Source organism: Enterococcus sp. DIV1421a (assembly GCF_051711025.1).
GTDB classification, from domain to species: domain Bacteria; phylum Bacillota; class Bacilli; order Lactobacillales; family Enterococcaceae; genus Enterococcus_B; species Enterococcus_B hirae.
Genome location: NZ_JBIOLU010000001.1, coordinates 1,633,578 through 1,647,846, shown reverse-complemented (window position 1 = coordinate 1,647,846; position 14,269 = coordinate 1,633,578). Strand labels below are relative to the sequence as shown.

Here is a 14,269-nt window from a genome sequence, read left to right as displayed (position 1 = left end):
CAGGCTCTTTTTTATGGGGTTTAAAATAGGTAAAAAGTGTTCAAAATTACTCAGGTCAAGGCGCACTTTTCACAACCTCTTTTATGTGATTTGAAATTGGCTATTATATAAACTAGCATAAAGTGTTGGTTTGCTTAATAGTGACTGATGGGTTCCTTGTTCAATAATATTTCCATTTTCCATCACTAAAATCAAGTCGGCATTTTCAATCGTAGATAACCGATGGGCGATAATAAAGCTGGTTCGGTTTTCTGTGACAGCATTCATTGCTTTTTGGATCATTGCTTCGGTGCGGGTATCCACGCTGGAGGTTGCTTCATCTAAAATAACTACGGAAGGATTCGCCAGCAATACCCGAGCAATGGTCAATAGCTGTTGTTGTCCTTGTGACAACGAACCATTTTCACTTGAAATAATCGTATCATATCCTTCAGGTAACGTACGGATGAAATGATCACATTGGGCAATTTTGGCAGCCGCAATGATTTCGTCTCTGGAAGCTTGCTGTTTCCCATAAGCAATATTATCTGCCACTGTGCCTTCAAAGAGCCACGTATTTTGCAAAACCATCCCAAAGTGTTTACGTAACTCACTACGAGAGAATTTCGTGATATCGATTCCGTCGAATTCGATTCTTCCATGGTTTAGCTCGTAAAATCGCATGAGTAAATTGACTAATGTCGTTTTTCCTGCTCCAGTTGGTCCCACGATTGCAATTGTTTGTTTTGGTTTAGCCGAAAAGTTGACATTTTCCATCAAGATCTTATCTGGACTATAACCAAATCGAACATCTTTGAACCTGATTGAACCAGCAGGCTGGTCAAGTGATGTTGTATTTTCGTGATCAGAACGCTCATTTGGTTCATCCATAATCTCAAAGATACGATCAATCGCCGCCATAGCAGATTGCAACGAATTGATGACATAAGAAGCGGTCGAGATCGGTTCAGAGATTTGATTGATGTACTGCAGATAAGCTTGTAACAATCCTAGTGTGAGTCCACCAGATATTACTAAGATCCCACCTAAGACAGCACTTAAAATGAACGCTGATTGATTGATCAAGCGAATCGCTGGATAGATGGCAAAGTTCATGAATTGCGCTTTTTTAAATGCTTGGTACTGTGAATGATTTACTTGACGGATCGACTCGATCGCTTGATCTTGTTGATTGAATGTTTTGATGACCAAGTTACCTGCAAGATATTCTTCCACTTTATTATTTAATGAACCTAGTTCTGTTTGATTGTCATCAGAAATCTTTTTGTTTTTATTCGCAAAGAGTTGAGTGACCCATGAACTACCAACGATCAATAAAAGAATCAGTAACGTCAATTTGCTGTCAATATAAAACAGCATCAAAATGGAAAATAAAATCGTTACGATGGAAGTGAAAAATTGATTGATCCCTGTTAGCAAGACTTGTGCTAGTTGATTCAAACCAGTCGTTGTTCGGCTGATGATATCTCCTACCTGATGCTGATCAAAGAAGGCCATTGGTAATGTTTTGAATTTCTTGGTCATTTCTTTTCTAACATTAAGTGTGATTTTTTCACTCAATGAAGCCATTGCGTATTCTTGAATGAAAGAAGTAATACTACTTAAAAAAGAAAAAACGAGTAATAAAACAACAGGGAACAAAAGGGCATCCTTGATATCATGAAATGTCATTTCAGCAATCCCGATCGTACGGATTCGACTTAAAAGCTGATCGATACCAACGCCCATGATCATCGGCATTGCAACGACCATCAGGTTACCGATTAAACTACATAATAGTAAGCCATAAAATGTTTTGTGATCAGATTGGATCATTTTCCAAAAGCGGATCAAACTATGTTTATTCATTTTTACATCAGTTGTTTTCATATATTCCCTTCTTTCAAAATCCCTTGTGATTTAGCAAATTCCTGATAAGAAAGACAAGTAGCAAGGAGTGTTTCGTGAGTTCCTTGTCCCACGATTCGGCCATTGTCTAAAACGATGATGTGATCAGCGTTCATGATTGTACTCAATCTTTGAGCCACAATGATCAATGTCTTATCAGCCATTTCTTCATGGAGGGCTGTTCTTAGTTTTGCATCCGTCTTGTAGTCCAAAGCAGAAAAGCTATCGTCGAAAACATAGATATCTGCTGGTTTGATGAGCGCTCGTGCAATACACATCCGTTGTTTTTGTCCGCCAGAATAATTATCTCCGCCTTGTGCAACAAAACTAGCTAATTTTTTGGGCAATTTATCCAAAACTTCCTCTAATTGTGAAATACGTATAGCTGAGGTCAATTCTTCTTCTGTTGCATGCTCATTGCCCATTTGCAGGTTTGATAAAATTGTTCCACTAAACAGAAACGCTTTTTGCGGAACATAGCTGATTTTTGAGCGAATCATTTCTTGTGTTAATTGTTGAAGTGGTTGCCCCCCTAATGTAATCTGTCCACTGGTCACATCATTCAAACGAAGGAGCAATTTGGCTATTGTACTTTTACCAGAACCAGTTCCGCCAACGATGGCAGTTGTTTTGCCTTTAGGTACCTTAAAATGGATATCTTCCAATACAGGTTCTGAATCTTTGGTATAACTGAAAGAAACGTGTTCAAAAGATAACACATGCTCATCATCCATATTCAGCGAAGCTGTTGATGGATTTTCCGGATCAATGATCTCAATAGGTTGATTCAACACTTCTTCGATCCGCCGAAGAGAGGACATCGATTTTGGAACGACGACTAACACCATAGCTGCAGTCATTAGATAAGCCAACGTGAGCATCGAATATTCGACGATGGCAGTAACAGTCCCGATCTGTAGTGTACCTTCACTGACCAACGAACCACCAAACCAAAGAATGGCGCTGTATACGATCCCCATTAATAAAAAAGCAATCGGAGTGACCCAAGCAAATACGCGATTGACTCGGATCATCTGTGCGGCATACTTCTCAAATGTTTGATTGGTGCGCTTCTCCTCATAGTCTTGATTGTTGAAGGCTCGAATCATATTCACACCTGTAAAAAATTCCCTTAAAGTCACTGTGATACGATCCATTTTTGGTTGGATACTGAGAGATAGAGGGGTTCCTTTTTTCATTAAAATGTAAATAACGACAGCATAAATAAACACAGAAATCAATGTAATCAACGTCAATGTCATGGAATATTGAAGCATCATGACAATTGTAAACACCGCAATGATTGGTGCAGGTAAGATCATTTGACAAAAGAGTACAATCATTTGTTGGATATTATCTACATCATTAGTCATTCGAGTCAGAAGTGAGGCACTTCCAAATTCATCTGCATCTTTCATCGATAATTGTTGGAACTTATCAAAATAGGTTTCCCTTGTTTGGTAGCCAAATTTTGCAGACACTAGTGCAGAAAAATAGCTAGAAGCAATCGCTGAAAAAGTACCTAGCAAGGCTACGAATACCATTTGTAGACCAATGGTATAAATTTTACTGTTTTGACCAGTAACTATCCCTTCATCAATTAATGTTGCCACTAATTTAGGAACACCAAGTGTACCAATGATTTGTAAACAGACGAATAAAAAAGTCATGCCTACGATTTTTTTATTCTTCCATAGGAATTGTTTAAGTAATGTCATTTTGTTTCCTCCTTTTACTAGACAATAATGAATTTTACACCTTAAAGTTACTTGAAGGTCAATAGAAGAAGCGGTAAAATTAACAAGAGGTGAGCGGAAATGCCAAAACTTTACACAATCGGAGAAGTCTCGGAACTACTAAATGTACCAAAGTCAACGATTCGTTTTTGGGATGAGCAAGGGTTAATCCATTCTCTACGTCATGAAGAAAACGGATATCGGATGTTTAATATTGATGATATTTTTCAAATTTATGACATCAATTTCTATCGAAAATTAGATGTTCCAATCAAACAGATGAAAAATTTATATGGAAAAACGATCGAAGAACATTATGCAACGATTGCAGAAACAGAGCAGCGGATCAAGCAAGAAAAAATAAGTCTGCAAAAAAAACATGAAGAAATCTTGGCTCGAAAAGAACAATTAAAACTTATGATTGACAATCGAGGCATTACCAAAGAAACAATTCCTTTTGCGGCAATCGTCATAGTGGATTCCGACGACATTTTAGATTCGAAAGCCTATCTTGAAAACTATGCCAGCTTCGGTGGGTATTTTGATTTTTCGCTGAGCGATGAAATGATTTATGGCTTCTGTACAGACCAAACATCAGCCACAATTCCACTGTCTAAAATTGTTTGGTACAATCAGCCTGGTAAAACTTATCATCGATTTTTATTACAAGTGGAAGTCAATCATACCGAAAAGAACAATATCGAAGAAGTAAGATTAACATTAGCCCAACGAGGGTATCAAACAGGAAATGTGATTGGACAGTATCTGCTAACGAAGCAAACGGAAGAAGGAGTCTATCATGAATATTATTTAGGATGGATCGAAAGCCAAAAAGTAGAAGCTGATTTAACAAATGAGGATAAGCAAAAGTAGACGAAGAAGGAGCGGGAAAGGATAGTTATCTCGCTCTTCTTCGTCTATTTGGTTAGGATTTATCAGGGTTAAAACTTTCTCTAATGATTAGTCGTGTAGGATAAGTGACAATGATCGGTTCCTCTCTCAAACCATCGATTCGCTCCACCGCTAATCGAACAGCAGACTGACCAATGGCTTTTGCATTGATCGCTACACTTGTTAAACTAGGAGATAAATCAGCAATCGCCTCGATGTTATCGAAGCTAACTAGAACGATCTCTTCTCCAATTTTTCGATTGTCTTTTTGTAATGCTCGATAAACACCTAATGCTAAAGGATCGCTACCGATCAAAATGGCCGTCGGTAAATCATGTTTTTGTTTTTCGAGAAGTTTGGTCGCTAACTGCTCTCCGGATTCCTCTGTCCATTCTCCTAAATAATAATTGATCTGTTTGGTCAAATGATGATCTTGCATGAAATGGCGGTAGGCTCTGAGCCTTTTTTCATTCTCAGTTGTTGATTTCCGACCAGCTTCGTTAATATCGATTTGATAACCACCAATATAAGCGATGTTGGTGTGCCCATTGTCTAAAAAAAGTTCTAAAACAGATTTAGTCATTCGTTCGAGATCCCCATAGACCATATCCACTTCTTGTTGGATATCTGGATTATCTACTACAACTAATTGTCGGTTCTGTTTCAATAAATCGGCGATTGCACCTTTATCGATCGTACCGACTACGATTATAGCACCTAATTGATCCAAATCTTTCCACTCGGTCGGGTTATCCGACATATTATAAATTCGATTCATGCCGATATGGAGTCGGCTGGCTTCTTCTTCTAGACCTGCTCGTAATTCTCGATAATAAATATCTTTTTCTTCGCTGGCTTTACTGATTGCTGAAATGACACCGATGGAAGGACGGCGTTTTTTAATATATTTTCGCTTGTTGATATCATAATTTAATGTGGCAGCTGCAGTGAAAATCCGTTGACGAGTAGCAGCAGAGACACTGATCGTTTTGTCTTCATTCAAAACTCTTGAGACCGTAGCAGGTGAAACATTGGCTTTTCTTGCGACATCTCTAATTCCAACCATAAAATGGCACCCCTTACAAAAAAATAAAAATTTTTATTGACATATTTGTTTAGTAAACAGTATACAGGAAATGTAACAAAAGTAAACGGTTACTATTTATTTGAGAGGTGAAACAATGGAACAAGTGATGAAGAATCAAAGAGCAGCTTTAATCACATTTGACGAACAGGAAAAAGTATTTCATCTATCCAATTCAGAAATTTCCTATATTCTTCAAATTGAAGAAAGTGAAGTTCTGGCTCATGTTTATTTTGGTAAAAGAACGACCCATTATCATAATCATAAAAAATATCCTCGCAGAGATCGTGGTTTTTCTGGGAACGTCCCCTTAAATGAAGATCGAACGTATTCAAAAGATACATTACCACAAGAGTATTCAGGGCACGGAGGGATGGATTATCGATTACCTGCCTTGATGATTCGTCGAGAAAATGGATCAAATCTGCTTGATCTACGTTATGAAAGTTTTCAGATCCAAGAAGGAAAGCCAAATTTATCTGGATTACCGCAAGCGTATATCAAGAATGATACAGAGGCAGAAACATTGATCGTGACGTTGAAAGATCGTGAAGAAAAGATTTACGTGGATCTTTCCTATACGATTTATCGAGAAAGAGCAGTGATTACACGTTCGCTGGAGGTAAGAAATGAAACCAATGATCCAGTGATGATTGAAAAAGCAGCCTCTTTTCAACTTGATTTTACGAATTCAGGCCGGTTTGATGAAGTGATTGCCTTACCAGGAGCGCATGTCAAAGAACGGCAGATGTCTAGACAAAGCATAACAGATGGCATCAAATCATTTGAAAGCCGTCGTGGTTCAAGCAGTCATCAGATGAATTCATTCATTGCCTTGACAAATCATGCAACAACTGAATTCACAGGGGAAGCGATTGGGATCCATCTTGTTTATTCGGGAAATCATTCCTTTGAGATTGAAAAAGATGCCATTCAACAATTTAGAGTGATCGGTGGGATCAATCCCTATAATTTTTCTTGGGAGTTACAACCATATGAAAGCTTCCAAACACCGGAAATACTCTTAACTTATTCTGATCAAGGGTTGAATGGGATGAGTCAAGTGACCCATCATTTATTACGGGAACGAGTAGCAAGAGGGCGATTCCAATACCAAGAACGTCCGATCCTAGTCAACAATTGGGAAGCGACTTATTTTGACTTTACGAGCAAAAAGATCGAAGCGATCGTTGATGAAGCAAACGAATTAGCGATAGAGATGTTTGTTTTAGATGACGGCTGGTTTGGGAAAAGAGATTCGGACCAATCTTCTCTAGGAGACTGGTTTGAATATCAAGGGAAATTGAAAAATGGCTTAAAAGGGATCGCTGACTATGTTCACCAAAAAGGACTAAAGTTTGGCTTGTGGGTTGAGCCTGAAATGGTTTCCAGCGACTCTCAATTAAATCGGGATCATCCCGAATTTATGATGAAAGAACCAGGTCGTCAACCATCAGCTTCTAGATCTCAACACGTCCTTGATTTTACCCGAAAAGAAGTCCGGCAGACGATTGAAACACAGTTACGGCATTTGTTAGACAGTGTGGAGATCGACTATATCAAATGGGATATGAATCGATCGCTATCTGATGTCTATTCGGTGTCATTGGGCAAACAAAACCAAGGGGAAGTTTTGCATCGTTATCTATTAGGATTATATGAGATGATGGAAAACTTAACAAACGACTATCCTCATATCCTTTGGGAAGGATGTTCTGGTGGTGGTGGACGGTTCGATGCAGGGCTGCTTTATTATATGCCACAGTCTTGGACTAGTGACAATACAGATGCGGTTGAACGCATCAATATCCAATATGGGACGAGCTTAGCTTATCCTATTTCAGCTATGACTGCCCATGTATCAGCTGTTCCTAATCATCAAACGGGTCGAGTCACTAGTTTAAAAACACGTGGAGATGTGGCCATGGGCGGGGTGTTTGGATATGAACTTGATCTAACAAAATTATCTAGTGAGGAAAAGCAGGAAGTAGCGGCACAGGTAGAATTTTATAAAAAAATCAGACAGACAGTCCAATATGGCGATTTCTATCGTTTACAAAATCCCTTTGAGCAAAATATTGCTTCCTGGGAATTTGTTTCAAAAAACCAACAGGAAGTCCTCTTATTTATAAATCGTCGGTTGGCAAATGCACAGCCCGAATTTCATGAGGTACGCCTTGTTGGACTAAGCGAAGAAAAACTATACCAGAACCAGATAGATGGCAAAGTATATTCAGGATCGGAATTAATGACAATAGGTCTTTATTTCCCGGATTTTTATGGCGATTTTCAAACAGAATTGATTCATTTTATGAGTATAGACGAAGGAGAATAGAAAAATGAACGCATTGATTGAATGGTTAGATGATCCGCAAGTGTATCGAGTAAATCAAAGGAAAGCCCATAGTGATCATGTTATTTATGGTGCTAAAGAAGAAGTGGAAACAGGAAACACCAGAATCCAATCGCTGAATGGGAAGTGGCAATTTTGCTATTCCCGTAATGCTTTAGAACGTCCAGTGAATTTTTTTGAAAAGGAATTTGATAACAGTGGCTTCGATCAGATTGATGTTCCTGGGCATATCGAACTAGCAGGATACGACAAGATCCACTACATCAATACGATGTATCCATGGGAAGGGCATGAGTTTAGACGTCCGGCTTATACAACCGCTGGTAAGGAAGAAGCCGAGGGGATGTTTTCTCAAGCCGAGTATAACCCAGTTGGCTCATATGTGACGAACTTTACTTTAAATGAAGAAATGAAAGAAAAGGCGATCACCATTCGATTTGAAGGTGTCGAACAGGCAATGTATGTCTGGTTAAATGGGCACTTTGTCGGCTATGCAGAAGATTCTTTCACGCCTTCTGAATTTGATTTAACTCCTTATCTGGAAGAAGAGAATCGTTTAGCGGTAGAAGTCCATAAAAGAAGTAGTGCCGCTTTTCTCGAAGACCAAGATTTTTTCCGTTTCTTTGGGATTTTTAGAGATGTTTCATTGATCGCCAGAGGGAAAAATCATATAGAGGATATGTGGATCAAACCTCAAGTTGATCCCTCTTTTCAAAGCGGTTGGGTAGATATCGACTTGACTATTGAAAATCTTACTTCAAACGGAAAGCTACGTGTCCGACTCCTCAATTGCAAAGGAGAAGAGATCCATCAAGAAGGAATGGGAATCAAAGAACAAATCTCGTTGCATATTCCAGTAGATAAAATTACTTTATGGGATCATTTTCAACCCAATTTATACACCGTCGAATTTGAAACGTTTGATGATACTGGGGTGACGGAGTATAGTTACTATCCATTTGGTTTTAGAAAGATCGAGATCAAAGAGCGGATCATTTATTTAAATGACCGACGTTTGATCATCAACGGTGTCAATCGACATGAATGGCATCCTGAAAAAGGAAGAGCTATCGATTTGATGGATATGAAGAAAGATCTAGAAATCATTAAACATGCGAATATCAATGGGGTTAGAACCTCACATTATCCAAATCAAATCCCTTGGTATTATCTTTGTGATCAGGCGGGGATTCACTTGATGGCAGAGACCAATCTGGAATCTCATGGTTCTTGGCAAAAGATGGGGGCGTTTGAGCCGTCTTACAATGTACCGGGGAATGTTCCTCAATGGCGGGAGATCGTTCTTGACAGAGCACAGACAAATTTTGAGACATTCAAGAACCATACGAGTATTTTATTCTGGTCTTTAGGAAATGAATCTTACGCAGAAGAGAATATTCGTTTGATGAATGATTACTTTAAAGAAAAAGATCCCCATCGCCTTGTTCACTATGAAGGAAATTTCCCTAATCCTGCATTCGAAGATTCGATTTCTGATGTCAAGAGTTGCATGTATGCTACGCCAACAGATATCTGTGATTACCTTGAAAATGATGGGGAAAAGCCTTTCATTTTATGTGAATACATGCATGACATGGGGAATTCGTTGGGAGGATTGAATTCTTACATGGAATTATTAGATCGATACCCAATGTATCAAGGTGGCTATATTTGGGACTTTAAAGATCAAGCGATTCAAGTGATCGATCCATTGACGAAACAAAAAGTAATGAGATACGGTGGGGACTTTGATGATCGTCCAAGTGATTATGAATTTTCAGGTAACGGGATCGTCTTTTCTGATGGTCAAGAAAAACCGGCATTACAGGAGGTAAGGTATTATTATGGAAAATACAGCGATTAAAATGAAGATTATTTATGGAGATTGTACATTTGCTTTAAAAGGTGAAGGATTTCATTATATCTTTTCCTATACAAGAGGTGGGTTGGAATCCTTAAATAAAAATGGGAAAGAATGGTTGTATCGAGAAACGCTGCCGACGTTTTGGCGGGCTTTGACGGATAATGATCGAGGGAATGGGTTTGGCTATCGTTCGTCCATGTGGCTAGGGGCTGGGATGTACCCGAAAGTAAAAAATGTTCAAGTTTCCATTGATCAAAGACTAATCGAACAGCCAATTGCTCCGATCAATAATCGCTATTCCAATCATGAATATGCGCAATCAGCAGCGATCAAATTCACGTTAGAAATCAATACGGTGCCCAAAACAGAAGTCATAGTCAACTATGAAGTACAATCTGATGGGGAAATGAAAATTTCTGTCTTTTATCATGGACAGCAAGGACTGCCTGAATTACCTTTATTAGGTTTTCGCTTTATTATGCCAACCAAAGCGAAATATTTTGAATATGAAGGACTATCAGGAGAAACGTATCCAGATCGAATGGCAGGAGGAATCGAGGGTACTTATAAAGTAACTGGTTTACCAGTGACTCCCTATCTCGTGCCACAAGATTGTGGTGTCCATATGAAGACGAAATGGCTAGAAATCACTAGAGATTCTACGATGAATAATGCGGATCAAGGAAAGGAGGAATTTTCATTACGCTTTGAACAAGTGAACGGCGATTTTGCATTTTCAGCTCTCCCCTATAAAGCCGAAGAATTAGAAAATGCCACACATCTTGAAGAGTTACCACCAGCTAGAAGAACCGTCTTAGTGATTCAAGGGAAGGTACGTGGTGTAGGAGGAATCAACAGCTGGGGAGCAGATGTTGAAGAAGCGTATCATATTTCAGCGGAAGAAGACCATGAATTTAGTTTTATCGTGAAGTAAAGGTCGTGAAAGAAGCGGTCAGCTCCGAGCAAATAAGAGGCAATTTTTTAAAACACCTTTTCATGTTAAAAAAAATTTAGGCTTATTTCAAGATGCTGATGCTTGAATGCTGTCTATCTAGAGAAAGGAAGGATTGATAGCTAAGTATCGGTAAAGAACAATAGCTTTTCATATTATTAGCAGACATGAAAAATATAAAACCATAGACAAATAGACGTTGCTTTTCTAGGATCATCTATCTTAGAAGGGCAGCGTCTATTGCTAATAAGTATCAACTAACTGAATTGTTTATTTTTGAATTAACTGATTAATGGCAATGTGATTTTTACCGTTGTACCAACACCCATAATCGATTGGATCTGCAATCCATACTCTGTGCCGTAAAGCAATTTGATTCGTTCGTTCACATTCTTGACGCCGATTCCAGAAAAATAGTCCTTGTTTTTTTTCTTTTGATTTGTATCAAATCCATCACCGTTATCTACGATTTCAAAGATCAATTGTGTTTCGTGAATTTTTCCGAATAAAGTAATAAACCCACTTTTTTTTGTTTGAAAAGCATGTAAAAAAGCATTTTCAATAATTGGCTGAATCATCATATTGGGCACTTTAAAAGGGTATAGTTCATCGGGGACCATGATCCGAGTGGCGATATCATCACCATATCTCAATGAAAGAATATGGATATAGCTTTGCACACTTTTTAATTCTTCTTCGACAGTGATTGTTTCTGCTTTTTTCCCAATGGTACTTCTCAACAAATCAATAAAATGATCGATTCCATGAATTGCTTTTTGATTTTCTTTTTGCCAGATCAAAAATTTTAGACTAGTTAACGTATTGTAGATAAAGTGAGGCTGGATTTGGGCTTGCATCGTTTGAATCTCTAATTGACGTTTTTTCTTTTCGTTTTCAATTGAAGTAAAATAGTTCTCATCGATCGTTGTTAATAGTTGATTGATTGTAGTGCCTAAAGTCTTTGTTTCGTAGGTCCCTTGAACGTCTACTTGGGTATTATTAGGAATTTTTTTGATATGTTTTAAGGACTGAATCAAGGCATAAATCGACTTCGTCTGACGGTTCATATAGCGAAAGACAATAGCACCAACTACCATTAAAGTCATCAAATTAAAAAGGACGATCGGAACAATCAGTCCCATTTGATTGACTAGTGAACGAATATTTACTTTACTAATCAAAGCTAAGTTTTGTCGATATAATGGAACACGTGTTAAACGATTATAATCAACTGTTTTTGTTTCATTGGTATTTAAATCATTTAACAAGTTGGTTTTGGCACCAATCATGCCAGTTTCATTGGAGGTAATGATTTGATTTGCTTCATTGATGAGATAGATTTTGGAGACCTTCGAATGGATCGTTTCATTGAATAAATTCGCTAGCTCATCTGCAGTTATCGCAATGACAGCATACCCATAAATATGATTCAACGAGGAAGTCAATTTCTTAATGAATAGGATGCTGCTTTTTGTTTGGTCACGAGTAGTCAAACCAAAGTCGACAAAGAACATTTGGGTCGATGCTTTATGTGTCTTTGATTTTTGTACGACATCAGATCTCATGAATGCCGCAGCATCCATACTGGCAAGCATCTCGTTTCCAACGAAGGTATGTCCACTTTCACCATAGATCATCAGATCGTAATTGATGGAAGGAGAGATCGAAGTAAAGCTTCGGTTCATTTGTTGGATTGTTTTTACATTTGCGTAGTTATCTAACGAAGAGTGCGGATCGTTAGAGAAATAATTTTCGACTGCAGGGTTGTTAGCGACCATCGTTAAGGTATTTTCGATATTATCATTCAATCGTTCAAAATCACGTTGTATTTTGCCAAGCGTTAGTTCATTCGATTTATCAAATAGATGGATATAAGCGTTTTTGGATCGATCATAAATGAAGAAGGACAGAATAATCGCTTGAGTAAGAAGCGCAATGACTAGGACAACCAGTAGTTTTGTAACTAGTTCATACTCTTTGAATTTTTTCTTCATGTTTCAAACTTCCTTTTCGATATTGAGAAGGATTTAGCCCAGTTTCTTCCTTGAATACTCTTGAGAAATAACCAAGTTCAGCAAATCCTACTTGGTAAGAGATTTGTGAAAGTGGCTCGGTTGTCTCAAGCAAAAGCCGTTTCGCATGTTGTATCCGGACTTTTTTTAGATATTTAGTGAAGCTAATCCCATATTTCTCGGTAAACATGGTAGATAAATAACTATAGGAAAAATGAAATTTTTCGGAGATGATTTGCAAGGAAATATCTTGATGATAATTTTCTTGAACATAATCATAGATCGCTGTCAGAATTTCTGAGTTTTCATTCTTTTCCGGCGTGCTCCAACGCATCAATTGAGTGATGATTTTAGTAAACGTAATGGAAAAATCTTCGATGGTGGCGACGTTCGTTATAAGTGTTGGTAACGTAATTTTTAATGTCGTCAATTCTTTCGTCCCTTGACCATCTTCTAAAGCATTGATGAGTGCGTAGAGACGATTGATTGTTTCGTGTTTTAAAAATAAAGGGTCAATTTTTAAAGCGATCAGAGTCTCAATCGCTGATTTCATTTCTCTGATAGCGGATACATAATCTTTGTTGACAATCTTTGTTAAGTAGCTTTTCGTGCTCTGATCAAAGTGTGGAATCAAAGGGACTAATTGTTCTTCCGATACAACACCAGCACTTTTCTGATAAAAACGTTGTCCTTTGCCTAATTTTTTTAATCTTTGAAAACAATCGAACAGCTCACTTAGCTCTAAACAAGGGGAAATAATCAATAATGCATCAGATTTTTGCGCATATTCACGCAAAGAAGTCTGAATTTGTTCGAAACAATCCATGGAAGAAACATTTAGTAAGCAACCATATTCATAGTCGAGAGTGGTAAAAGGCTGACAATCAATCCAGGGTTCAGCTCGTTCTTCGTTACTTTTTAGAGAAGCTAGTGGAGCTAAATCATCCATTTCGCTATAGACGATGTAAAATAACGGGAAACGAAAAGGATCGTTAGATATCGTTGTTTTTTGTCCAGAGAAATATTGTGTTAAAGCACTATCTAGAGAGAATTTAGAGTCTAGATTTTTTTGGCCTTTTTTAACCAAATGGTTCAAAGCAGAAAGCAGGTTTTCTGGATTCAATTTTGGTTTAAGTAAATAATCGGATACGCCTTCTTTAAAAGAGTCTTTCACTAGTTGAAACTCATCATGGCTTGATAACACTAATATTTGAATATCAGGCTTGCTTTTTTTTAGGAGGCGAGCAAGTTCAATCCCATCCAGTTCAGGCATGATAAGATCAGTAATGACAATATCAATATCATTAGAATGAATAGAGAAAAAATCAAGCGCTTCCAATGAGTTTGAAAAAGCGCCTTTAATTTGGAATCCGTGGTTTGACCAATCAACCAAATTGGCTATGCCATGTAAGATTGTTTTTTCATCGTCGATCAATAATAAATTAATCAAGCTTGTTCCCCCTTTTAAACAGTTTCTCTTTTTAAAATAC

Annotated in this window: 9 protein-coding genes; 4 read left to right on the top strand and 5 right to left on the bottom strand. The window is 37.9% G+C overall.

What is annotated here, in order from left to right:
• Positions 1-81 precede the first annotated feature (81 nt).
• Together IGK21_RS07510 and IGK21_RS07505 are read right to left on the bottom strand one after the other, a co-directional pair.
• The gene (locus tag IGK21_RS07510; protein ID WP_181915034.1) at positions 82-1,869 is read right to left on the bottom strand and encodes an ABC transporter ATP-binding protein; all 1,788 of its coding nucleotides are present in this window, start codon (positions 1,867-1,869) and stop codon (positions 82-84) included.
• On the bottom strand, positions 1,866-3,605 hold the full coding sequence (locus IGK21_RS07505) for an ABC transporter ATP-binding protein (RefSeq protein ID WP_063627207.1): 1,740 nt from the start codon (positions 3,603-3,605) through the stop codon (positions 1,866-1,868). Before IGK21_RS07505 ends, IGK21_RS07510 begins: the two co-directional genes overlap by 4 nt.
• Before the next feature lie 99 nt (positions 3,606-3,704).
• On the opposite strand from IGK21_RS07505, the gene IGK21_RS07500 reads away from it, so the two are divergent.
• The gene (locus IGK21_RS07500; protein WP_010718996.1) at positions 3,705-4,496 is read left to right on the top strand and encodes a MerR family transcriptional regulator; all 792 of its coding nucleotides are present in this window, start codon (positions 3,705-3,707) and stop codon (positions 4,494-4,496) included.
• A 52-nt stretch (positions 4,497-4,548) separates the two neighbouring features.
• Here the strand turns inward: IGK21_RS07500 and IGK21_RS07495 are convergent, their stop codons facing one another.
• Positions 4,549-5,580, bottom strand: a complete 1,032-nt coding sequence (locus IGK21_RS07495; protein WP_010718997.1) for a LacI family DNA-binding transcriptional regulator — start codon at positions 5,578-5,580, stop codon at positions 4,549-4,551.
• A gap of 115 nt (positions 5,581-5,695) precedes the next feature.
• Between IGK21_RS07495 and IGK21_RS07490 the strand changes: the two genes are divergently transcribed.
• Genes IGK21_RS07490 through IGK21_RS07480 form a run of 3 tightly spaced genes read left to right on the top strand, consistent with a single transcriptional unit; the run spans position 5,696 to position 10,749 of the window.
• Positions 5,696-7,933, top strand: coding sequence for an alpha-galactosidase (locus IGK21_RS07490; protein WP_181915033.1), 2,238 nt, complete (start codon positions 5,696-5,698; stop codon positions 7,931-7,933).
• Between the two features lie 4 nt (positions 7,934-7,937).
• Positions 7,938-9,815 carry a glycoside hydrolase family 2 protein gene (locus tag IGK21_RS07485; protein ID WP_181915032.1) on the top strand — a complete coding sequence of 626 codons (1,878 nt, stop codon included), beginning with the start codon at positions 7,938-7,940 and terminating at the stop codon, positions 9,813-9,815.
• Complete coding sequence (locus tag IGK21_RS07480) at positions 9,796-10,749, top strand: beta-galactosidase small subunit (RefSeq protein WP_181915031.1); 954 nt, start codon at positions 9,796-9,798, stop codon at positions 10,747-10,749. Before IGK21_RS07485 ends, IGK21_RS07480 begins: the two co-directional genes overlap by 20 nt.
• Positions 10,750-11,048: 299 nt before the next feature.
• On the opposite strand, the gene IGK21_RS07475 is transcribed toward IGK21_RS07480, so the two are convergent.
• The gene (locus tag IGK21_RS07475; RefSeq protein WP_181918566.1) at positions 11,049-12,761 is read right to left on the bottom strand and encodes a cache domain-containing sensor histidine kinase; all 1,713 of its coding nucleotides are present in this window, start codon (positions 12,759-12,761) and stop codon (positions 11,049-11,051) included.
• Positions 12,736-14,229, bottom strand: a complete 1,494-nt coding sequence (locus IGK21_RS07470) for a response regulator transcription factor (protein WP_010737705.1) — start codon at positions 14,227-14,229, stop codon at positions 12,736-12,738. The genes IGK21_RS07475 and IGK21_RS07470 overlap by 26 nt, the downstream gene beginning before the upstream one ends.
• Positions 14,230-14,269: the final 40 nt, after the last annotated feature.